22 protein-coding genes are annotated in these 21076 nt (G+C 74.2%); 13 read left to right on the forward strand and 9 right to left on the reverse strand.

Translation table 11 applies throughout. The features are described 5' to 3' along the window. Positions 1–29 precede the first annotated feature (29 nt). Positions 30–524 (reverse strand): PaaI family thioesterase, encoded by a 495-nt coding sequence (locus PV342_RS04795; protein ID WP_018557759.1) that lies wholly within the window; start codon positions 522–524, stop codon positions 30–32. 94 nt (positions 525–618) lie between these two features. On the opposite strand from PV342_RS04795, the gene PV342_RS04800 reads away from it, so the two are divergent. Continuing rightward, a complete protein-coding gene (locus PV342_RS04800; RefSeq protein ID WP_018557760.1) occupies positions 619–1086 on the forward strand; it encodes a winged helix-turn-helix transcriptional regulator in 468 nt (155 codons plus the stop codon). 330 nt (positions 1087–1416) lie between these two features. Here PV342_RS04800 and PV342_RS04805 read toward each other — a convergent pair whose 3' ends face one another. The 3 genes from PV342_RS04805 to PV342_RS04815 form a co-directional block, all read right to left on the reverse strand. Then, positions 1417–2517 (reverse strand): PucR family transcriptional regulator, encoded by a 1101-nt coding sequence (locus PV342_RS04805; protein WP_400801046.1) that lies wholly within the window; start codon positions 2515–2517, stop codon positions 1417–1419. A gap of 218 nt (positions 2518–2735) precedes the next feature. After that, the gene (locus PV342_RS04810) at positions 2736–3632 is read right to left on the reverse strand and encodes an ArsR/SmtB family transcription factor (protein ID WP_500315873.1); all 897 of its coding nucleotides are present in this window, start codon (positions 3630–3632) and stop codon (positions 2736–2738) included. A gap of 119 nt (positions 3633–3751) precedes the next feature. Then, positions 3752–5377 (reverse strand): FAD-binding oxidoreductase, encoded by a 1626-nt coding sequence (locus PV342_RS04815; RefSeq protein WP_500315874.1) that lies wholly within the window; start codon positions 5375–5377, stop codon positions 3752–3754. 115 nt (positions 5378–5492) lie between these two features. Between PV342_RS04815 and PV342_RS04820 the strand changes: the two genes are divergently transcribed. Next, a complete protein-coding gene (locus tag PV342_RS04820) occupies positions 5493–6104 on the forward strand; it encodes a TetR/AcrR family transcriptional regulator (protein WP_500315875.1) in 612 nt (203 codons plus the stop codon). Positions 6105–6149: 45 nt separating this feature from the next. Here PV342_RS04820 and PV342_RS04825 read toward each other — a convergent pair whose 3' ends face one another. Beyond that, entirely contained in the window at positions 6150–6890 is a 741-nt protein-coding gene (locus PV342_RS04825) for a sulfite exporter TauE/SafE family protein (RefSeq protein WP_018557765.1), read from the reverse strand. A gap of 338 nt (positions 6891–7228) precedes the next feature. Here PV342_RS04825 and PV342_RS04830 point away from each other — a divergent pair, with 338 nt between their 5' ends. The 6 genes from PV342_RS04830 (at position 7229) to PV342_RS04855 (ending at position 12688) form a co-directional block, all read left to right on the forward strand. Continuing rightward, on the forward strand, positions 7229–8866 hold the full coding sequence (locus PV342_RS04830; protein ID WP_500315876.1) for a phosphodiester glycosidase family protein: 1638 nt from the start codon (positions 7229–7231) through the stop codon (positions 8864–8866). A 132-nt stretch (positions 8867–8998) separates the two neighbouring features. Beyond that, the gene (locus tag PV342_RS04835) at positions 8999–10114 is read left to right on the forward strand and encodes a PP2C family protein-serine/threonine phosphatase (RefSeq protein WP_400801057.1); all 1116 of its coding nucleotides are present in this window, start codon (positions 8999–9001) and stop codon (positions 10112–10114) included. A gap of 42 nt (positions 10115–10156) precedes the next feature. Next, the gene (locus PV342_RS04840; RefSeq protein WP_500315877.1) at positions 10157–10378 is read left to right on the forward strand and encodes a hypothetical protein; all 222 of its coding nucleotides are present in this window, start codon (positions 10157–10159) and stop codon (positions 10376–10378) included. Between the two features lie 85 nt (positions 10379–10463). After that, a complete protein-coding gene (locus PV342_RS04845) occupies positions 10464–11159 on the forward strand; it encodes a TetR/AcrR family transcriptional regulator (protein WP_386992290.1) in 696 nt (231 codons plus the stop codon). A 41-nt stretch (positions 11160–11200) separates the two neighbouring features. Then, on the forward strand, positions 11201–12415 hold the full coding sequence (locus PV342_RS04850; protein WP_386992288.1) for a cytochrome P450: 1215 nt from the start codon (positions 11201–11203) through the stop codon (positions 12413–12415). A 51-nt stretch (positions 12416–12466) separates the two neighbouring features. After that, positions 12467–12688 (forward strand): ferredoxin, encoded by a 222-nt coding sequence (locus tag PV342_RS04855; protein ID WP_018557771.1) that lies wholly within the window; start codon positions 12467–12469, stop codon positions 12686–12688. 236 nt (positions 12689–12924) lie between these two features. On the opposite strand, the gene PV342_RS04860 is transcribed toward PV342_RS04855, so the two are convergent. Continuing rightward, on the reverse strand, positions 12925–13872 hold the full coding sequence (locus PV342_RS04860) for a glycosylasparaginase (RefSeq protein ID WP_361013180.1): 948 nt from the start codon (positions 13870–13872) through the stop codon (positions 12925–12927). Between the two features lie 111 nt (positions 13873–13983). Further along, complete coding sequence (locus tag PV342_RS04865; protein WP_400801067.1) at positions 13984–14139, reverse strand: hypothetical protein; 156 nt, start codon at positions 14137–14139, stop codon at positions 13984–13986. 325 nt (positions 14140–14464) lie between these two features. Between PV342_RS04865 and PV342_RS04870 the strand changes: the two genes are divergently transcribed. Continuing rightward, positions 14465–15328 (forward strand): DivIVA domain-containing protein, encoded by an 864-nt coding sequence (locus PV342_RS04870; protein ID WP_500315880.1) that lies wholly within the window; start codon positions 14465–14467, stop codon positions 15326–15328. 9 nt (positions 15329–15337) lie between these two features. Here the strand turns inward: PV342_RS04870 and PV342_RS04875 are convergent, their stop codons facing one another. Further along, complete coding sequence (locus tag PV342_RS04875; RefSeq protein ID WP_500315882.1) at positions 15338–16084, reverse strand: class I SAM-dependent methyltransferase; 747 nt, start codon at positions 16082–16084, stop codon at positions 15338–15340. A gap of 145 nt (positions 16085–16229) precedes the next feature. Between PV342_RS04875 and glgA the strand changes: the two genes are divergently transcribed. After that, positions 16230–17411 (forward strand): glycogen synthase, encoded by a 1182-nt coding sequence (glgA, locus tag PV342_RS04880; protein ID WP_500315884.1) that lies wholly within the window; start codon positions 16230–16232, stop codon positions 17409–17411. 17 nt (positions 17412–17428) lie between these two features. Continuing rightward, positions 17429–18646, forward strand: coding sequence for a glucose-1-phosphate adenylyltransferase (gene glgC, locus PV342_RS04885; protein ID WP_037731253.1), 1218 nt, complete (start codon positions 17429–17431; stop codon positions 18644–18646). Here the strand turns inward: glgC and PV342_RS04890 are convergent. Beyond that, complete coding sequence (locus PV342_RS04890) at positions 18612–19157, reverse strand: hypothetical protein (RefSeq protein WP_500315886.1); 546 nt, start codon at positions 19155–19157, stop codon at positions 18612–18614. The two genes, glgC and PV342_RS04890, sit on opposite strands and share 35 nt — an antisense overlap. Before the next feature lie 230 nt (positions 19158–19387). Between PV342_RS04890 and PV342_RS04895 the strand changes: the two genes are divergently transcribed. Next, positions 19388–20398 (forward strand): permease, encoded by a 1011-nt coding sequence (locus PV342_RS04895; RefSeq protein ID WP_400801076.1) that lies wholly within the window; start codon positions 19388–19390, stop codon positions 20396–20398. Next, complete coding sequence (locus tag PV342_RS04900) at positions 20395–21069, forward strand: TIGR03943 family putative permease subunit (protein ID WP_500315888.1); 675 nt, start codon at positions 20395–20397, stop codon at positions 21067–21069. The genes PV342_RS04895 and PV342_RS04900 overlap by 4 nt, the downstream gene beginning before the upstream one ends. Positions 21070–21076: the final 7 nt, after the last annotated feature.

Below are 21076 nucleotides of genomic sequence, written 5' to 3' on the forward strand. Positions count from 1 at the left end.
CCTGCTCCCGTGCCCGCGCACGGGCCCGCTCAGCGTGCGGGGACGGGGAAAAGCATGCAGCTGCTCGTGGCGTGGGCGAGGAGGCGGTCCGTGGCGTCGAACAGCTCGGCCTGCGCGAGGGCGGTGCGGCGGCCCTGGTTGAGGACGGTGCCTACGGCGCGGACCTTGCCGGTGTCGACGGTGATCGGGCGCAGGAACTTCAGGTTCAGGTCGAGCGAGGTGTAGCCCATGCCCTCCGGGAGGACGGACTGCACGGCGCAGCCGGCGGCCGAGTCGAGGAGGGTGGCGTAGACGCCGCCGTGCACGCTGCCGATGGGGTTGTAGTGCTCCTCCCCCGGTTCCATGGCGAAGACGGCGCGGCCCTCCTCGACCTCCTCCAGGGTGAAGCCGAGGGTCGAGGCGATGGGCGGCGCGGGAAGGCGCCCGGCCAGCACGTCGCGCAGGAACTCAAGACCGCTGGTGCGGCCGACCGCGGCCGCGGAGACCTTGGGGTCCCCCCACTCGAACGTGCGCGACCTCGCCATGGGGCGTTCCCTCCCTGACCGACTGACTTTGACATACGAAGTTAGCCAGCCGCACATCTGGATGTCAATGCCGAAGCCAGCCTACGATGACCGCATGACCTGGCTGGACACCAGTACCGAGAACTGCACGGTGCAGCGCACCCTCGACCTCGTAGGCGAGAAGTGGTCGCTGCTGGTGCTGCGGGACGCCATGAACGGCGTGCGCCGCTTCGACGACTTCCGCCGGCACATGGGGCTGTCCGAGGCGGTGCTGGCCGACCGGCTGCGCAAGCTGGTCGCCGCGGGGATCCTCGACACCGTCCCGTACCGGGAGCCGGGCAGCCGTACCCGCAACGAGTACCGGCTCACGCCCAAGGGCTGGGACCTGTGGCCCGCGATGATCGCCCTCAAGCAGTGGGGCGACCGGTACACCGCCGACCCCGAGGGCCCGCCCCTGGAGGTCCGCCACCGCGACTGCGACGAGCCCGTCGAGGCGGTCGTCGTCTGCGCCGGCGGCCATGACGCGCTCGCACCCCGGCAGGCCTACACCCGGCCCGGCGCATCCGCCCGCACGCCGGGCTGAACCCCGTAGCGGGCGGCGTCGGCGAAGCCCTCCGCCCCGCAGCCACCGTGACGGGCGTCGACGCCCTCTCCCCCGTGCCCCCGTGTCCCCCGCCGAGGGCGTCGACGTCCAGGCCACCCGTCAGGACGCTCCCCCGGTCCCCGATGGCCTCACGAGCGCGAAGCCGAACGGGCAGGGCCCCCGCCCTCCCCCGCTTCGTGCGGTGGCCCCGTTGTCGGTGCCATGACGATGATGGCAGGGCGGACGGTCCGTGCACATTGCCGGTTCCCGGCAGCGTTGACGCCTTGTTGGCGCCTTGTTGACGGCCTGCCGGCGGCGGTACGCCCGGAACTAGAGCGGCAGGTCGGGCCAGCCGAGCAACCGCGCGCCCATCGCGGCGGTCTCCAGGGTGTAGCGGTGCAGCGGGTCGCCGGGGTCGTAGCCGGTCAGCACCTTGATGCGCTCCAGGCGGTACGTGAACGTCCTGACGCCTACACCGAGCCGGCGCGCGGCCTCCGCGTTGACGTGCCCGGCCTCGGCGTGCGCGGTGATCGTCTCCAGCAGCGGTCCGGCCCCGCCCCGCGCCTGCTCCAGCGGCCCCAGAACACTGTGGACGAGGTCGGCCATGGCGGCCCGGTCCCGCATCAGCACCGGGAAGACCAGCAGTTCCTCGGCCCGCAGCACGGGGGGATGCAGCCGCAGCCGGTCGGCGACGTCCAGCGCCCCGAGGGCCTCCTCGTAGCTGCGCACGATGCCGCTCGTACCGGAGTGGGTACGGCCGACCGCGACGCGGCGGGCCGCACCGTACCCGGGGCCGGGGCGCAGCGCCGTGTCGGCGAACGCCTCGAAGACGGCGCGCTCGCCGCCGGGCGCGATGCACACCAGCCGGCCGTCCTTGCCGGCCACCAGGACGTCGCGATGGCCGAAGCGGCCCACCAGTTCACGCTCGACGCGCCGCACCACGGGCTGGCTGTCCTCGTAGGCGTCCTCGCCGCGCGCCACCGCCACCGCGTGCCCGCGGCCCAGCCGCAGCCCGAAGCGCTCGGCGCGCTCGGCGAGGCGTCCCGGGTCGCTGCGCCCGTACAGCAGGTCGTCGACGAACTCCCCGCGGGCCGCCTCGTCCTGACGGACCAGAAGCCGCTGCCCGCGCTGGTGGCCCTCGCCGAGCGCGAGCACCGCGGCGTCCAGGGCGGTCAGCACCGCCTCACCGGCCCGCTGCACCTCCGTGGCGGTGTCGGCGGCCGCCACGCCGCGCAGCGTGCCCCACGCGTCGCGAGTCGCCGCCACGTACGCGCCGACGAGGCCGCGCAGTCCGCTCCCCCCGCCGCCCGCGCGCCGGCCGGAGGCGCGGAGCGCGTCGAGTTCGTCCCGTCTCAGCCTCCGGCCCGTCGCCGAGACCTCGTCCAGCATCCGCGCGTACGCCTCGAACTCCTCCCCCGGTACGCCCCCCATGATCCGGCCTCCCTCCGGGCACCCGCCGTTGCCGTCCCCCGGCAACCTGGACCGTATCAACCCTGCGCGGTCCGGAGGTCGTCGCCCCAACATCGGTTGGCGTACCCGGCGATGCCCAACGCCCCTTTCTCACTACCGGCTTGACGTACAGCCGTTCGAGGGACGATGATCTCCGCACACTCCCCAGGTCTCCCCCCGTGGCCTGGGGAGTGCTGCGTTCAGCCGTCCGCGCCTCCGGCGAGGAGGTCACCGGAGGCGGTGCGCCGGTAGACCACGCGGCGGTCGACACGGGTGCCGGTGACCAGTCCGGCGTCGCGCAGCACCGCCAGGTGGCCGCCGACGGTGCCGAGCGACAGGCCGAGGTGGGCGGCGAGCTCGCTCGTGGTGGCGGGGCGCTCCAGTTCATGGAGGATCGCCGCACGACCGGTGCCGATGAGGCGTCCCAGAGCGTGGCCGGGCCCCTTGCGGCCCGCGCTCGCGGCGGCTCCGCGCGCCGGGTAGACCAGCGCGTACGACGCGGGCGGCGCCTCGCACAGCCACGTGCCCCGGGACACGGCGGCGACCGGCACGAACAGCATGCCCTCGTCGCCGACAACCCGGTCCGGGGAGCCCTGGTGGCTGAAGCGAATCGCGTCCGCGCCGACCCAGGCACTGTGCCGGTTCATCTGCTCCAGGGCGCGGGGCCAGCCGTAGGCGGCGAGCAGCCCGGCCCGGTAGGTGACGTCCCGCTCCAGCAGTGCGCGACGGCGCGGCCAGTCGGCAGCGACGTGCGCGGTACAGGTGCGCCGGAAGAGCTCGGCGGTCCTGGCGGCCCAGTCGCGTCCGGTCAGCCAGCCGAGGTCGTGCTCCTCCCAGCTGTGCGCCACCGACTTCTCCAGCTCGGCGCGCACCAGTGCGTCGGGCGCCCGGGCCACCTCGGCCAGTTCGCCGTCGATCGTGGTCCGCATGCCGCCCGCCGGCGGCAGGACGATGTGCGCCGGCATCCACTTCGTGGACCTCAGCAGCCGCACCAGGCCCTTCGCGAAGGGGTCGGCGTCGAGCACGGCGCGGAAGGCGCCATGGTGGCGGTCGTACCAGGAGGCCAGCCACGGGTCGCAGTACCCGGCGCCCAGCACGTGCAGCGACGCCAGGGTCTCAGCCAGCGGTGACAGGGCGAACCGGGACCGTGACAGGGCGGCCCCCCATCGCGGCTGCGGCGGCTGAAGGTAGCCTGCCCGCGAGCGGCCCTCCGCTCTCAACGCGCGGGCAGCAGGACGCCCGGGTTGAGGATGCCCGCCGGGTCGAGGGCGGACTTGGCGGCGGTGAGGGCGGCCGCAAAGGGACCGGGGCGCTGGGTGTCGTACCAGGGGCGGTGGTCGCGGCCGACCGCGTGGTGGTGGGTGATCGTGCCGCCGTGGTCGGCGATGGCCTGGGAGACGGCGGCCTTGATGTCGTCCCACTGGGCCACCGTGCTGCCCCAGCGTCCCGCGGCGTAGACCCCGAAGTAGGGGGCGGGCCCGTCGGGGTGGACATGGCTGAAGCGGCAGGTGACCACGCCCGTGCCGCAGACGGTGCGGATCGCCTCGTTCGCGGCGTGGGTGACCGCCGCGTGGAGTTCCTCGAAGCGGTCCCAGGTGCAGGCGGTCTCGAAGGTCTCCACGACCAGGGACTGCTGGGCCAGGGCGTCGCGCTGGTAGGGCATGCGCAGGAAGGACGAACGCCAGGAGCGGTCGGTCCCGGCGCCGCCGCCCGCGTGGTCGGCGCCGTCCGCACCCGCGTCGGTGTGGCGGGCCGGCGCGGGCACGTGGCCGCCGTGGTCACGGCACAGCTCCAGGGCGCGGTCCATCCAGGGCCCCAGCAGGTGGTCGGCGGACTCGAAGGCCAGGATCAGGACGCTGGCGCCGGTGGTGACGCCCGCGTTGACGAGCGCCTCGGCGGGGTCCAGCAGACGGCAGTTGGACGGGTGGAGCCCGGACTGCGCCAGGGCGCGGGTGGCGGTGACGGCGGCCGTGAAGTCGGCGAAGTGGACGGAGGCGTTCGCGCGCCACCGGGGGCGTCGCTGCAGGCGCATCCAGGCCTCGGTGATGACCCCGAGGATCCCCTCGGAGCCGAGGAACATCCGGTCGGGCGACGGCCCCGCGCCCGAGGCGGGCAGTCGCCCGGACTCACCGGTGCCGGACGGCGTGACGACGCGCAGCGCCTGCGTGAGGTCGTCGATGTGGGTGTAGAGGGTGGCGTAGTGTCCGCCCGCCCGGGTGGCCAGCCAGCCGCCGAGGGTGGAGTACTCGAACGACTGCGGGAAGTGACGCAACGTCAGTCCGGAGGGCCGTAGCTGGTCCTCCAGGTACGGGCCGAGCACACCGGCCTGGATGCGGGCGGACCGGCTCACGGGATCCACCTCCAGGACGCGGTCGAGGCGCCCCGTGTCGAGGGTCACCGCCGGCCGGCCGCCGGCGAGGCGGGGTTCCACGCCGCCGACTACGGAACTGCCGCCCCCGAAGGGGATGACGGCGATCCCCTCGCGGGTGCACCAGTCGAGGAGGTCGGCGACGTCCTGCTCGGTGCGGGGGCGGGCGACGAGGTCGGGGGCGTGGCGCAGGTCGCCGTGGAGGTTGCGGACGACGTCCCGGAAGGCCTTGCCGTGGGTGTGCGCGGCGCGGTCGTGCGGGGTGGTGGAGCACAGGTGGGCCAGTGACCGCGGCGCCGTGACCCGTACGGGCGGCAGGGCAAGGGAGGCGACGTCCGGGGGGAGGTGGACGGTGAGGTCGGCGTCCGGGAGCAGTCCGGCCACCCGGTCGGTCAGCGCGGTGCGTTCGGCGCCGCGCACCGCGTGCTCGACGGTGCCCCACCCCCACCACGAGCGTGTTCCGGCGTGCGTCATGCGTGTCCCGCCCCTCACCTCGCTGCGATATGACCAGCGAGTAAATTACCACCGGGTCACATCCTTGGGGAGGCGAACTGACCATGAGGTCAGTTCCTTGCCTACAATCACGGACGTGACGAGCGCGCGAACCCGTACCGCCGGGACCAAGGGCGTACCCCGCGCCGAGCGCGAGGAGCAACTGCTCACCGCGGCCGTCGAGGAGTTCGGCCGCCGCGGCTACGGCGGCGCGTCGATGGCGGCCGTCGCCGAGCGGGTCGGGGTCACCAAGCCCCTGCTGTACCAGTACTTCGGGTCCAAGGGCGCGCTGTACGCCGCGGCCCTGGAGCGGGTCGCCGGCTCGCTGACCCGCGCGCTCAACGGCGCGCTGGTCCCCGGTGCGACCTCGCTGGGGACGCCGCTGTCCGTGCTCGGCGCGATCTTCGGCACGCTGGAGGGGCAACGCCACGCCTGGTTCGTGCTGTACGACCGGACCCTGCCCGCCACGGGTGCGCTGCGCGAGGCGGCCGAGCGCCACCGTGCCGCCATCGACGGGCTGGCGGCCGCGGGCAGCGCGGAGTTCCTCGCCGCCCGCGGGATCGGCGACCCGCTGGACTCCGACGCGCTCAAGCACCTGTGGACCGGCACCGTCAGCACCCTGGTCACCTGGTGGATCCACCATCCCGGCGAGTCCGCGCAGGAGATGGCTGAGCGCTGCCGGCGCCTCATCGCCGCGATCGTCGCCTGAGGCGCCACACCCCGTCGCACGCCTCCGTCCCCGCCCCGGCCACGTTCAAAGGGTGACGAGCCGTATCGCCGCGAGCAGGGTCAGGGCGACCGTGACGCGCTCGAAGACCTTCGGGCTGATACGGCTGATGGTCGCGCGTCCGGCGACGGCCCCCGCGAGCACCGCCGGGGCGGCCATCGCGCCGAAGAGGAGGGTGTCGGGCGTGATCAGCCCCAGGGCGGCGCTGAAGGGCACCTTGAAGGCGTTGAGCAGCAGGAAGAACCACGCGCTGGTGCCGAGGAAGCCCAGCATGGGCAGCCCCACGGCCAGGAAGTACAGCGCCATGATCGGGCCCGCCGCGTTGGCCGTCATCGTGGCGAAGCCTGCCAGGATCCCGGCGCCCGCGGCGACGGCCCGGTGCTGGGCGACCGGGTCGTCCGGGCCCCGGCGCCGGCTCCACCAGTGGACGGCGAGCATCGACAGCAGCAGCGCGCCGATCAGTTCGCGCATCCGCGCGTCGTCGACCCGGTCGACGACCACCGCGCCCAGCAGCACCCCGACCACGACCCATGGGAAGAGCCGGACCAGCCGGCCCCAGTCGGCGTGCCGGCGGTAGGCGGCCACGGCGACCACGTCGCCGACGAGCAGCAGGGGCAGCAGCACGCCCGTGGACAGCTTGGCCGGCAGGACCAGCGCGAACAGCGCCACCCCCACCGTCCCCGCCCCGGACACCCCGGTCTTGGAGTAGCCGACGAGGAAGAGGGCGAGCAGCGCCACGGCCCACTGCGCCGGGTCGAGCGAGGGCATCAGGACCGCCGGGGGGCGGAGAGTGCGAAGGTCACGGCACGTTCTTACCTGGCCCGGGCCGCGCCTCCGCGGCCGGGGTGGGTGCCACGGAGGGGGCCGGGGCGGGGCCGGGGTGGGTGCCACGGAGGGGGCCAGGGCGGGTGCCACGGAGGGGGCCGGGGCGGCCCCGCCGCCGCGGCCGGGGCCAACTGCGCCGTGACCGCTCCCGGTTGTCACCGAGGGTTCCCCGCGGGTCCGTCGCCGCGTGGGCTGCCCGTCCCCGCGCGGGTCTGGGATGACGGATCAAGGACCGGGCGGCGCCACGCACCGCCCGGTGGAGACGAACGTCAGGAGAACGCATGTCCGTCACAGCCGCCGAACCGCGCGACAGGGCACGCCGGGCGGGGAAGGCCGCGCGAAGGGGTGCGGTGTTCGCCGCCGCCCTGGCGCTGGTCGCCGTCGTCCCGCCGGCCCTCGCGGGGGCGCAGTCGCCCGCGGACTCCGGCACGCACGGGATCGCGTGGACGACGCAGCAGGTGGCGCCCGGCCTGGAGGTCCGCAGCGGCGTGCTGCGGGACCCGTCGGCCGCCGGGGCGTGGACGGTGACCGTGCAGGCCCCCGCCGTCAACCGGCTGACGGGCGCCGCCACGTGGGCCCCGCTGGGTGACCGCGCCTGGGCCGACGCGACCGCCGGGCGGCTGCGCGAGGCCGGGCTCGAGCCGCGGCTGGAGGCGGTGGAGTGGGACACCTACGCCGACACTCCGCGCGGCGTGATGGGCTGGCAGGTCCGGGTCGGCCGGTACGCCACACAGGCCGAGGCGGGCACGGCGAACGCGGCGGTCGTGGCGGCCGGTTTCCGCACGTCGACGGAGTGGACGGGCTACGACGGCCGGCAGGCCGCCGACGGCGAGCGCATCCACGTTGCCGTGGTGGACCCGGCGCGGCTGCGCGGGTCGGTCGCGGTCAGCGACGGCGGCAACGTCGCCGACCGGGAGAGGACCTCGGCGGTCGCCGGCCGGCTGGGATCGCTGCTCGGCGTCAACGGCGGCTTCTTCATCACCTCGGACTCCGACGGCGTCCAGGGCACCGTCGCGGGTCTGTCCGCGGTGGACGGCAAGCTGGAGTCGATGGCGGTCGGCTCGCGGGCGGCGCTGGTCCTCGGCGACGGCGGACGGCGGCCGCGGATCGCGGACCTGTCCACGACGGTCATCGTGCGGGCCGGCTCCGCCCGCCACGCGGTGCAGGGCATCAACCGCCTGCCCGGCAAGGCCCGCAACTGCGGCCGTCCCGGTGGCGTCCCGACCGAGCAGCCCCGCCACGACACGACCTGCACCCTGGCGGACGACCTGGTGGAGTTCACCCCCGCGTTCCGTGCGGCGCTGCCCACGGGCAGCGGCGCGCAGGTGGTGCTCGACGTGCACGGGATCGTGCTCTCCACCGGCGCCCGCGGCGGGTCCGTCCCCGAGCGCGGCACGGTGCTGCAGGGCACCGGCGCCTCCGCGGCGTGGCTGACCGAGCACGCGCGGACCGGCAGGCGGCTGGTCGTGAAGGAGGTCGTCCGGGACGCCGAGGGGCGTCAGGTCCGGCTCGGCCGCGGCGACAGCATCGTGAGCGCGGCGCCCACCCTGGTGGAGGACGGCCGTGTCCACATCGACGCCGCCGCCGAGGGCACCCTGGACCCGCTGGACCTCTCGTTCGGTTTCGCGTGGTCCAACGTGCGCCAGCCGCGGACGATGGCCGGCATCGACCGGCGGGGCCGTCTGCTGCTGGTGACGGTGGACGGACGGCAGCCCGGGGTGAGCGAGGGCTTCACCCTCGGCGAGGCGGCCCGCTTCATGAGGTCGCTGGGCGCGGTGCAGGCCCTCAACCTCGACGGCGGCGGCTCGTCGGCGATGGTGGTCGACGGTGTCCTGGCCAACGTCCCCTCCGACGCGACCGGTGAGCGTGCCGTCGGCGACACGATCCAGGTCCTGCCGGGGCGCCGCGGCGAGGACTGAGCCGGGGCCGGTACGCCCGGCCGCCGCCGGCGACCCACGGCCGCCCCGGGGCCCGGCCCCGGGGCGGCCGACTGCTCCGTCCGGCCGGGCGGGCCGGTTCTTCATCCCTTTTGCCCCGGTATGATGCGCTTCGTGATCATGTCCGGATGGCTGCGGCGCCGACGTGCCCGCTTCGACGGCCGCTGGGGGGTCGGGCGACCGGCCCCGGTGATCCTGACGGTGCTCATCGCCGCCCTGGCCTTCGCCACCCCGCGCGAGATCGCGATCAGCCGTCTGCTGCCCGTGGCCCCCGCCCTGGCCGCCGCGATGTGGCCGGTGCTGGCGACCGTGCTGCTGGGCGCGTTCTGCCTGCTCGTCATGGTGGGCCTGAGCTTCGTCTACACGGACCTGGGAACCCCGTACACCGGGGCCGCCATCGTCGCGGTCACCTTGGCGGCGGCCTACGCCAGCCATGTACGGATCCAGCGCGAGGAGGCGCTCTTCCACGCCCGGACGGTCGCCGACGCGGCGCAGACGGTACTGCTGCGGCCGCTGCCGCGGCACATCCAGGGCATGGAGATCGAGTCGCTGTACCTGGCGGCGCAGGAGCACGCGCGCATCGGCGGCGACTTCTACGAGGTGGTCGACACCCCCTACGGGGTGCGGCTGCTGATCGGCGACGTACGCGGCAAGGGACTGTCCTCCGTGGGCGCGGCCTCCGCCGTGATCAGCTGCTTCCGGGAGGCGGCGTACGACGAGCCGGACCTGCGGGGCATCATCCACCGCCTGGAGACGAGCATCGGGCGCCACAGCTCCGGCTACCCCGGCCCGGACCTGCCGGAGCGCTTCGCCACCGCCGTGATCGCCGAGATCCCGCACGACGGCGGCCGCCTGCGGCTGCTCAACTGCGGGCATCCCCCGCCGATCATCGTGCACGCCGGCCGCATCCGGGTACTGGAGCCGAGCGCCGCCTCCCCGCCGCTGAACCTCGCCGACCTCATCGGGGACGACTACTTCGTCGACACCCATGCCTTCGCCTCCGGCGACCAGTTGCTGCTCTACACCGACGGCGTCACCGAGACCCGCGACCGCACCGGGGCGTTCTTCCCCCTGCCGGAGTGGCTGCTGCGCCAGGGCCCGGCGGCGCCCCGCGAACTGCTGGACCGGCTGCACCACGAACTGGTCCGCTACAGCGGCGGGCGGCTCGAGGACGACATCGCCGCGCTGGCCGTGCGCCGGCCGCACCTCCCGGCCGGCGACGCCGCGTAAATCGCTGTCGCGCCGGCCCGGTCCGGCTCTACGCTCGCCGCCATGCCCCGGCCTCACGGATTCTCCTACCGCCGGTACGGCGACGGCACCGTGGTCGTCATCCACGGCGCGCACACGGCCGCCGTCCTGCGCGGGGAGCGCGCCGAGCGGTTCCTGGACGAGGTGGAGCGCGGCGACGCCCAGTTGGTCATGGCCCGCTGGACCGGCAACTACAAGCGCGGCAACGAACGCGGCGCCCGCGCCCACCCCCGCAACCAGGGCTGACGGGCCACGGCCCTGCCCCCGCACTCGCTCCCCCTCCCGCCGTACACAAAATGTATAGACTCGCTCCCTTTTGTACGCTTTCCCTATGGAACGTCGTCGGCCGGCCGGTGCCGGATCCGCGACCGCGGTGGGCGCACCGCGGGTGAGCCTGCGCACCGAGCAGCGTGACCTGACCCGCAACCGGGTCCTGGACGGTGCGGTCGAGGTCTTCGCCGCGAAGTCGTCCGTCGCCGCCACCATGGAGGACATCGCCCGCGCCGCCGGCGTCACCCGGGCCACGGTGTACGCGCACTTCCGCGGAAAGGCGGAGATCGCCGCCGCCCTGACGGACCGGGTGTACCAGGCCACCGACGCCCTCTACGCCGAGCTGGCCGCCGTCCCCGAGTGGACCCGCGCCGCCGTGCGCGAGTGGCTGGAGCACGCGGCATCGAGCTGGCGGGCCCTCGCGCCGACCATCCGCGTTCTGCTGGCCGCCACCCCGTCGGCCGCCGGTGACGACGGCAGCGCCCGCGACCGCTACCTCGCGGCGCACGAACGCTACGTGGCCCTGCTGACCGCCGCGCCCCGCCGCTGGCGGCGCGTCACCCCCGCGCAGGCACGGCAGCGCGCCCTGATGGCCGTGCTCCAGACCGGGTCGTTCCTCACCGCCTGGATCGCCGGCGGCCTTCCGGTCGACACCGACGACCCGCTGGAACTCCTCGCCGACGACCTGTGCCACCTGCTGCGCCCCGCCCTCGCCGGCCGGCCCGCCGCGCCGCGCCGTCCCCCCGGCCCGACGTGAGGGCCGCACCCGACCCCCCGAGTCCACTGGAGGCATGCGCCATGGCCGCGACCGAGCCCCGGAACTACCCCTTCACCGAAGCCGACCGGCTGACCGTCGACCCGGCCTTCGCCGGACTGCGCAAGGACGAGCCGCTGTGCCGGGTCCGGTTCCCCTACGGGGAGGCCGCCTGGCTGGTCACCCGGTACGAGGACGTCAGGACCGTCCTGGGCGACCCCCGGTTCAGCCGGGCCGAGGCCGTCCACCGCGACGAGCCGCGCCTGCGGCCGCACCGGGGCCTGGAGGGCAGCATCCTCGACCTCGACCCGCCGGACCACACCCGGCTGCGGCGGATCGTGGCCAAGGCCTTCACCGCCCGGCACATCGAGCGCCTGCGGCCCCGCACCGAGCAGATCGCGGCCGAACTGGCCGACGGGATGGCCGCCCGAGGCGCACCCGCCGATCTCGTGGCGGACTTCGCCCTGCCACTGCCCGTCACCGTCATCTGCGAACTGCTCGGCGTCCCCCTGGCCGACCGCGCCGACTTCCGCACCTGGTCCGACGCGCTGCTGTCCACCACCAAGTACACCCCGCAGGAGATCCAGGACTGCACGGACGCCCTGATGGCCTACATGGCCGGGCTGATCGCCGAACGGCGCACCACGCCGCACGAGGACCTCCTCGGCGCGCTGGTCGACGCCCGCGACAACGACGAGCGCCTGTCGGAACGCGAGCTGCAGGTCCTGGCGGTATCGCTGCTGGTCGCCGGCCACGAGACCACCGCCTCGCAGATCCCGAACTTCGTCTATACCCTGCTCACCCACCCCGGGCAGCTCGCGGCGCTGCGCGCCGACCCCGGCCTCGTCCCCGGCGCCGTCGAGGAGCTGATGCGCTACGTCCCCCTGGGCAACGGCGCCGGCATGCCCCGCTACGCGCTGGACGACGTCGAACTCAGCGGCGGCACCGTGCGCGCCGGAGAGGCGGTGGTGGTCTGCCCCGTGTCGGCCAACCGCGACGAGGCGGTCTACACCGACCCCGACCGGCTCGACGTACTGCGTCAGGAGGCCTCCCACGTCGGCTTCGGGCACGGACCGCACCACTGCCTGGGCGCCCAACTGGCCCGCATGGAACTGCAGGTGGCGCTGAGCACCCTGCTCGACCGGCTGCCCGGACTGCGCCTGGCCGGGCCGGAGGAGAGCGTCGTGTGGAAGTCCGGCGTCGCGCTGCGCGGACCCGAACGGATGCCGGTCACCTGGGACCGGAGCCGAGACGCCTGACGACACCCGACGGCACCTGATGACACCTGACGACCCCGAAGGAGGCGCGCCATGACCTGGCAGATCGAGGTGGACCGGAACACCTGCATCGGCACCGGTTCCTGCGCCGGCATCGCCCCCGAGCACTTCGAGCTCCGCGACCGCAAGTCCTGCCCCAGGCACCCGACGGCCGAACCGGACGAGCTCCTGGTCGACGCCGCCGAGTCCTGCCCGGTGGAGGCGATCACGATCCGGGACGCGACCAGCGGGGAACTGATCGCGCCCGAGCCGTAGGGCGTGTCGTCACATGGGCTCCCCCAGCTACCGCTGGGAGGGGCCCCCAGGTGCGGTGCATCGCAACGCGGAGAGTCGTCCTCGTAGGGGGCTACTCAGACGATTCGACAACGCAGCGTGGGGGCACCTCCCAGCGGAGCCGGGGGAGTGCCGTGCCAGGCGCCGCTGAGTGGGGGCACCCCCGGCCGAAGGTCGGGGGAGGGCATGTGACGACACGCCCCAGGCCCGGGCGGCCCTCAGACCAGCGTGCGGGGGCGGAGCTCCGGCTCGGTGGAGGCATCGGTCATCACCGCGTAGACGCTGCCCTCCTGCCCCGCCGCGCCCCCGTGCCGCCCGTCCGGCGTCAGCGCCAGCGCCCGCAGCTCGGACCGGAACTCGTCGGGCAGGCCGGCCGTCTCCTCCAGGGCGACCCGGCACGCGTCCGCGGGCTCCTTGCCCAGCGCCAGCAGGTCGACCACCGTACGCGCCGTCCCGCCGCGCAGGCTCAGCTCGCCGCGGCCGGTGCAGGCCGCCCCGCCACCGCGCAGGTCGCACCAGTTGCCCGCCCCCGGGACGGCGGAGTCGCCCACCCGTCCCGGGTACTTGAAGGGGTAGCCCGAGGTCGAGACGCCCACGCACATCTCGCCGTGCGCGTCGAGCGCGACGATGTTGATCGTCCCCCACGGCCCCTCGTGCGGCGCCATCCGCCGCACCAGCTCCAGCGCCGCCCGGCGGTAGCGGTGGTCACCGTCGACCGCCGGGGTGTTCTCCCCCTCGACCGCCTCGGCGGCGGTCAGCAACTGCTGGCGCCACATGGCCCGGGACTCGTCGGTCAGTAGTTCGGCGCCCTCGAACCCGTTCTCCCGGGCGAACAACGCGGCACCCTCCCCCACCAGCAGGCAGTGCTGAGGCAGCCGCTCCATCACCGCGCGCGCCACCGAGATCGGGTTGGGGAACCCGCGCAGCGCGCCGACCGCGCCGAACCTGCGGTCCGAGCCCGTCATCACGGAGGCGTCCAGCTCGACGACGCCCTGCGCGTTGGGCAGCCCGCCGGTGCCGACGTAGTGGTCCGTGAGGTTGTCCTCGCAGCGGCGCATCGCCGCCTCCACGGCGTCCAGCGCCGTCCCGCCCCGCCGCAGCACGTCCATCCCGGCCGGCAGGCCGACCTCACTGCGCTCGCTTCCGATGATGACGGGCTGCGTCATGGCGTTCCCTTCGACGGTGGGTCGGGCCGCGCGGGCCGCCGGCGGGCCGACACCCCCCGACGAACTGGTCCGACGTCGCCGCGAGCCTAGCGGGGCGCTCGCTGACTCCGGTCAGTGCCCGGGGCCGGCCGACAGGGCGCGCGATTCGTCGCGGATCCGGCCGACGTGGGCGTGCCGGTCGGTGCGGTCCTCGTCGGGCGCTGGTACCGGCAGGTCGCGCAGCGCCCCGTACCCCTCCTGGTCCATCGCCAGGGGGACGAACCACACCCCTTCGTCCCCGCCCGGGTCCCCATGCGCGGTCCGTACCCGGGCCCCGGGGGACCGCATTCACCCGTCCGGCCCTTTCGCCGAGCGCGGAGGGAAATCCACGCTGTCTGCGGGCGCAGTGACGACGCGCATGATCACAGTTGCCACTGCGCCGCCCGTAGTTGCGCCCTCCACGCCGCTCACCCGGGTCCCACGATCGGCGCTGGTGACACCGCCCGCACCGCGCCCGCGCGGTGTTCCCGGGCTGCCCCGGCCCGGCCCGCCGCCCAAGCTGGAGTTGACGGATGCGGTCAGGACTTGTCGACGAACACCTCGAGGTGAGCAGATGGCACAGACGCCGATTACCCCCGAGAACGTGCGCAGGACGCAGTTCACCACCGTCCGCCTCCGCGAGGCCTACGACGAGCGCGAGGTCGACGACTTCCTGGACGAGGTGCAGGCCGAGCTGACCCGGCTGCTGCGGATCAACCAGGATCTGCGCGCCGAGCTCTCCGCCGCCGCGTCCGCAGCCGCCCGGCAGCACGAGGAGCCCGCTCTCGAGGTGGCGTCCGCACCTGAACCCGAGCCCGAGCCGGAGCCCGAAGTCGTGCCCGAGCCGGAGCCCGTCCCCCTCGCGGCCGATGCCGAAGCGGAAGCCGCAGCCGCCGAGCCCGCGGCAGCCGAGGAGGCCGAGGAGTCGACCGAGAAGCAGCCCGGGTTCGCCGTCGACAGCACGGCCCGTCTGCTCGCCCTGGCCGAGCGCACCGCCGAGCAGGCCGTCGCCGAAGCCCGCGCCGAAGCCCACAAGATCGTCGGTGAGGCCCTCGGCCAGGCGGAGAACCTGCGCCGCGACGCCGGCGAGCGCGCCCAGGCCCTCGAGCACGAGGCCCGCGAGAAGCACCGTCAGGCGATGATCGCGCTGACCTCCGCGCGCACCGCGCTCCAGCGCAAGGTCGACGACCTCCGCACCTTCGAGCACGCCTACCGCGGCCGTCTGACCGCCCACATGCAGTCCCAGCTGCGCCGCCTCGACCGCGACCTCGCCCGTTCCCTCGCGCCGCCCCCCGCTCCCCCCACGGTCTCCCTCACCCGCGCCACCGCGAAGCGCGTCGCGGACGCCCACCCCGTCCCCGCGGCCCCCACCCCGGACACGGCCCCGGACACCGCCACCCTCACCTCCGCGGGCGCCCTGAGCGGGGAGGAGGACTAGACCCGCCGGTCACCGCTCGGCGGCGGGGAGCCGGTAGACGGAGACATGGGAACGGGATTCGGCGGTGAACTCGCCTCCGCTCCAGTCGGCGTGGCGGGACTCCAGGCCGAATCCCGCGAGGCGGGCCATGAGGTCGAGTTCGGCGGGCCAGATGTAGCGGTGCGGGGAGCGGAACAGCCGTGCCCGCTCGCCGTCGGCGAAACGGAAGTGGTGCGAGACGACCTGCTGGCGCAGGACGTCGTAGGTGTCCACGCCCATGGAGCCGGACTCGGAGTGCCAGACCACGGCCTGCTGGCCAGGCGGCAGTCTGCGCAGCTCGGGGACCCACAGTTCGATCACGAAGCGCCCGCCCGGTGCGAGATGGCGGGCGGCGTTGCGGAAGCAGGCGACCTGTTCGGCCTGGGTGAGCAGGTTGGAGATGGTGTTGTAGACGAGGTAGACCAGCCGGAAGGTGCCCGGGGCTCGGGTGGTGGCCATGTCGCCGGTGACGACCGGGATCGTCGCGTCGTCCGCCTTGGTGCGCAGCCGGTCGATCATCGGCCCTGAGAGGTCGATGCCGCTGACCGGCACGCCTCGCGCCGCGAGCGGCACGGCGACGCGGCCGGTGCCGATGGCGAATTCGAGCGCCCGTCCGCCGTCGGCGAGTTCGGCGAGGCGGTCCACGGCCGGGCCGAACACCTCCGGGGCGAACATGCCCGTCCCGGGGGTGTCGTAGCTCCGGGCGGTCGCCGCGTCCCAGATGTCGTCCTGTCGCATGCGTCCGACGATCCACGAAGCGGGCGGAGAAGTCGAAGGAATTGCGGGCGGGGAATCAGGCGGCGAAAGGCGGGGAACACGGATCGAACACCGTTCTGCGGGGCATGGATGTCCCAACACGGCGACGGGACCCGGGGAGGCGCCCGTGAAGGTGGCACTGCTCACGAGGGAGTACCCGCCCTACGTCTACGGCGGGGCGGGCGTCCACGTGGAGTTCCTGGCCCGAGAGCTGCGATCGCTGACGGAGCTTCAGGTCCACTGCTGGGGGGCCGGGGCGGACGGCGGGGACGCTCCCGGCGTCACCCGGCACGCCGCCGCCGCGGAGCTGGAGGGCGCCAACGAGGCGTTGCGCAGCCTGTCGGTGGACCTGTCGATGGCGGCCGCGCTGGCCGGACGGGACCTGGTGCACTCGCACACCTGGTACGCCAACCTCGCCGGCCACCTGGCCAAGCTGCTGTACGGCGTGCCGCACGTGCTGACCGCCCACTCCCTCGAACCGCTGCGCCCCTGGAAGGCCGAGCAGCTCGGCGGCGGGTACGCGCTCTCGAGCTGGGCGGAACGGACCGCGGTCGAGGCCGCGGACGGCGTCATCGCCGTGTCGCACGGGATGCGCGCGGACATCCTGCGCAGCTACCCCGCGCTCGAACCGGCGCGGGTGCACGTCGTCCACAACGGCATCGACACCCGGCTCTACCGGCCTGACGCGTCCACCGCGGCACTGACCGCGCATGGCGTCGATCCCGGCCGCCCGTACGCGCTGTTCGTCGGGCGGATCACACGGCAGAAGGGGGTCCCGCACCTGCTGCGGGCCGCCCGGCGGATCGATCCGGGCCTGCAGATCGTGCTGTGCGCCGGGGCGCCCGACACCCCGGCGATCGACCGGGAGTTCCGCGAACTGGTGGAGGAACTGCGGGCGGTGCGCGGCGGGGTGATCTGGATCCCGGAGATGCTCCCCCGGCCCGAGGTCGTGCAACTGCTCACGCACGCCGCGGTGTTCGTGTGCCCTTCGGTCTACGAACCGCTGGGCATCGTGAACCTGGAGGCGATGGCGTGCGGCACCCCGGTGGTCGCCTCCGCGGTGGGCGGGATCCCGGAGGTGGTGGAGGACGGCGCCACCGGCCTCCTGGTGCCGTACGAGGAGAAGGATCCCGAGGCCTTCGAGGCGGGTCTGGCCGCGGCGGTCGACGCGCTCACCGGCGATCGGGCGGCGGCGGCGCGGATGGGGGCCGCGGGACGTGAGCGTGCGGTGGCGGAGTTCGGGTGGGACGCGGTGGCCCGCCGCACCGTGGGCGTGTACGAGGAGATCTGCAACTCGCAAGGGCGGTAGCGGCAGAGGGGGCAGGGATGCGCGGCGGACCTTCGGTGCTCGGAATCGTGCTCGCGGGCGGGGAGGGCAAGCGGTTGATGCCGCTGACCGCCGACCGCGCCAAACCGGCGGTGCCGTTCGGCGGCGCCTACCGGCTGGTGGACTTCGTCCTGTCCAACCTCGTCAACGGCGACGTCATGCGCATCTGCGTGCTGACGCAGTACAAGTCGCACTCCCTGGACCGGCACATCACCACGACCTGGCGGATGTCGAACCTGCTGGGCAACTACGTCACCCCCGTCCCCGCGCAGCAGCGGCTGGGCCCGCGGTGGTTCCTGGGCAGCGCGGACGCCATCTACCAGTCGCTGAACCTGGTGTACGATGAACAGCCCGACTACATCGTGGTGTTCGGCGCCGACCACGTGTACCGCATGGACCCACGGCAGATGCTGCGCCAGCACATCGAGGCCGGCGCGGGAGCCACGGTCGCGGGCATCCGCGTCCCGCGCGACCAGGCGCCCTCGTTCGGGATCATCACCCCGGGACCCGGCGGGGTGCGGGTGGAGCGGTTCCTGGAGAAGCCCACCGATCCGCCGGGCCTGCCCGGCGACCCCGACCGGGTGTACGCCTCGATGGGCAACTACGTGTTCACCACGAAGGTGCTGCTGGACGCGCTGGCCCAGGACGCCGAGGACGACGCGTCGGTGCACGACATGGGCGGCAGCATCATCCCGCTGCTGACCGCCAAGGGGCAGGTGCAGGTCTACGACTTCGACGACAACCACGTGCCCGGCGAGACCGCCCGCGACCACGGCTACTGGCGGGACGTGGGCACCCTGGACGCGTACTACGACTCCCACCAGGACCTGATCTCCGTCCACCCGGTCTTCAACCTGTACAACGACCAGTGGCCGCTGTACACGCACTCGCTGCGGCTGCCTCCGGCGAAGTTCGTGGCCGGCGGGATCGCGAGCGAGTCGATGGTCAGCCCGGGCTGCATCATCTCCGGGCAGGTCACGCAGTCCGTGCTGTCGCCGGGTGTGGTCGTCGAGGAGGGCGCGGTGGTGCAGGGGTCGGTGCTGCACGACAACGTCCGCATCGGGCGGGGCGCGGTCGTGCGCCGCGCGATCCTCGACAAGAACGTGGCGGTGCCCGCGGGCGCCACGGTCGGCGTCAACCCGGAGCGCGACCGCGAGCTCTACCACGCCTCCGCGAACGGGATCATCGCGCTGGGCAAGGGGCAGCGCGTGCTCTGACCGTGCCGTCCGCCGGCGTTCCGGGCACCACCCACTCAGGCCGCGGGTGCGGTTCCTTGCGCCGGCTGCGGTTGCGGGCGGGTGGTGGGGTGGACCTGTCCGGTGATGAGGACGCCGACGGCGGCGAAATCCGCCACCAGGCCCATGAAGGCGAGCCGTCGTCCTGTGACGCGTAGTAGCGGCCGTTCTCGGCTTCGCCCGCCCGCCGGGAGTCGTGGCCGGCGACGGTGCCCGCCAGCAGCACGACCCCCACGACGAACAGCCCGGCCGGCGCAGCCTGAACGGCCGGTGGCAGGCAGCGCAGGGCGAACCACTGCGACATGACATCGCCCTGCACGCGCAGTCCATGGCTGACCAGGGCGATACCCCGGACGACCGCGCCGGCGAACACCGCGAACAGCACAGCGAAGCAGACGCCCAGCACCACGCTGTCGTGGCCGGCCGACGAGGCGCCGGGCAGGAACGTGACGAGCGCCGTCACCAGACACGCGCGGCTGAGCAGCATCGCCAAGCCCGCGTGCACGATGAAGCTCGCCTTCGTGACGCCCCCCGGCTCCTACCCCGTCCCGCCACACGCGTGGACCCACTCTGGCGGACCCGGTCGCGTCCGCGGTCATCTCCGGGCCCGGCTTGGACCAAGGGTGCGCAAAGGCCGGGTCCGCGTGTGAGACACCGGGCCCGGCGGCCACGTAGGGAGGATGAAGTCCTTCACGCCCCTGCCCGCCCGGAGGTAGTACGCCCGTGACCGTCACCAGGGAGGGCCCGGCGCCGGCCGGGACCACGCGGCAGGACCCGGAGCAGGGGTGGCGGGTCAGTTCGCCGCTGGTGCTGACGCTGCTGCTGCTCCTCGCCCTGACGCTGCAGGGGCCGGTTCGGCAGGCGTTGTCCGCGCCGGTGATGCAGAGCTGGATGACCGTGTTCGTCGCGGTCGTGGTGCAGGCGCTGCCGTTCCTGGTGCTGGGCGTCCTGCTCTCGGCGGTGCTCGCGGTCTGCGTCCCGCCGTCGTTCTTCGCGCGGGCGCTGCCTCGCCGCCCCGCGGTGGCGGTGCCGGTGGCGGGAGTCGCGGGTGCGGTCCTGCCGGGGTGCGAGTGCGCGTCGGTACCGGTCGCGGGGGCGATGGTGCGGCAAGGGGTGGCTCCGGCGGCGGCGCTGACGTTCCTGCTGTCCGCGCCGGCGATCAACCCGGTGGTGCTGACCGCCACGGCCGTGGCCTTCCCGAACGAGCCGCGCATGGTCGTCGCCCGGTTCGCCGCCGGCCTGCTGGTCGCCTGCGCCATGGGCTGGCTGTGGCAGCGTCTGGGGCGCCCCGATTTGCTGCGCCCGAACGCGCACCCGTCGGCCGAGGGGCAGGGCAGGGGCGCGGCGTTCTGGGGTTCGGTACGGCACGACGTGATGCACGCCGGCGCGTTCCTGGTCGTCGGGGCGATGGCGGCGGCCACGCTCAAGTCCTTCGTGCCCGAGGACGTCCTGCGCCTCGCGTCGGGGAACCCGGTGGTGTCCGTGCCGGCGCTGGCGGTGCTCGCCGTGGTGCTGTCGATCTGCTCGGAGGCCGACGCGTTCGTCGCGGCCTCGCTGTCGCAGTTCTCCCTCACCGCCCGGCTGGTGTTCCTCGTCGTGGGGCCGATGATCGACCTGAAGCTCTTCGCCCTTCAGGCGGGCGCCTTCGGACGTGCCTTCGCGGTGCGGTTCGCGCCCGCCACCTTCGCCGTGGCCGTCGTCCTGGGCTCCGTGACCGGGGCGGTGATGTTGTGAACCGGGAGGCGCAGGCCGTCGTTCTGCTGCTGGCGGCCGGCGCCGTACTGGTCGCCGCCGCCGCGGCGACCGCCTGGTACGAACTGCGCGGGTCCCGCCGCACCGGGCGGGGGCCGGGCGACGGGCACGAGGACGCACACGACGGCGCGCACGAGGCGGCGGGCGCGCACCCGCACCACGAGCCGAAGGTCGCCTGGCTGCTGGTGCTGCCGGTGCTCGCGCTCGTCCTGGTGGCCCCGCCCGCACTGGGGTCCTACTCCGCCGCCCGGACCGGCACGTCCGTCCCCCGCCCGTTCGGATTCCCAGCCCTGCCCGCCGGGGACCCGCTGCGGATGGAGACCGGGGACTACGCGGGCCGAGCGGTCTACGACGGCGGGCGTTCCCTGAGCGGCCGTCAGCTCACCCTTACCGGTTTCGTCAGCATCGGCCGCGACGGCACCCCGTACCTGACCCGGATGGTGCTGAACTGCTGCGCCGCCGACGCCCGCCCGGTCAAGATCGGCCTGACCGGGCAGGTGCCGCCCGTCCTGCGGCCGGACGCCTGGCTGGAGGTGACCGGGACCTACACCCCGCGCCGGGCCAAGGATCCGGTCAACGACGGTCCCGTCCCCTTCCTGGACGTGAGCCGCGCCCGGCCGGTTCGGGAGCCGGCGGAGCCGTACGAGGGCTGACGCATCG

Source organism: Streptomyces sp. PA03-3a (assembly GCF_033792735.1).
Taxonomy (GTDB): domain Bacteria; phylum Actinomycetota; class Actinomycetes; order Streptomycetales; family Streptomycetaceae; genus Actinacidiphila.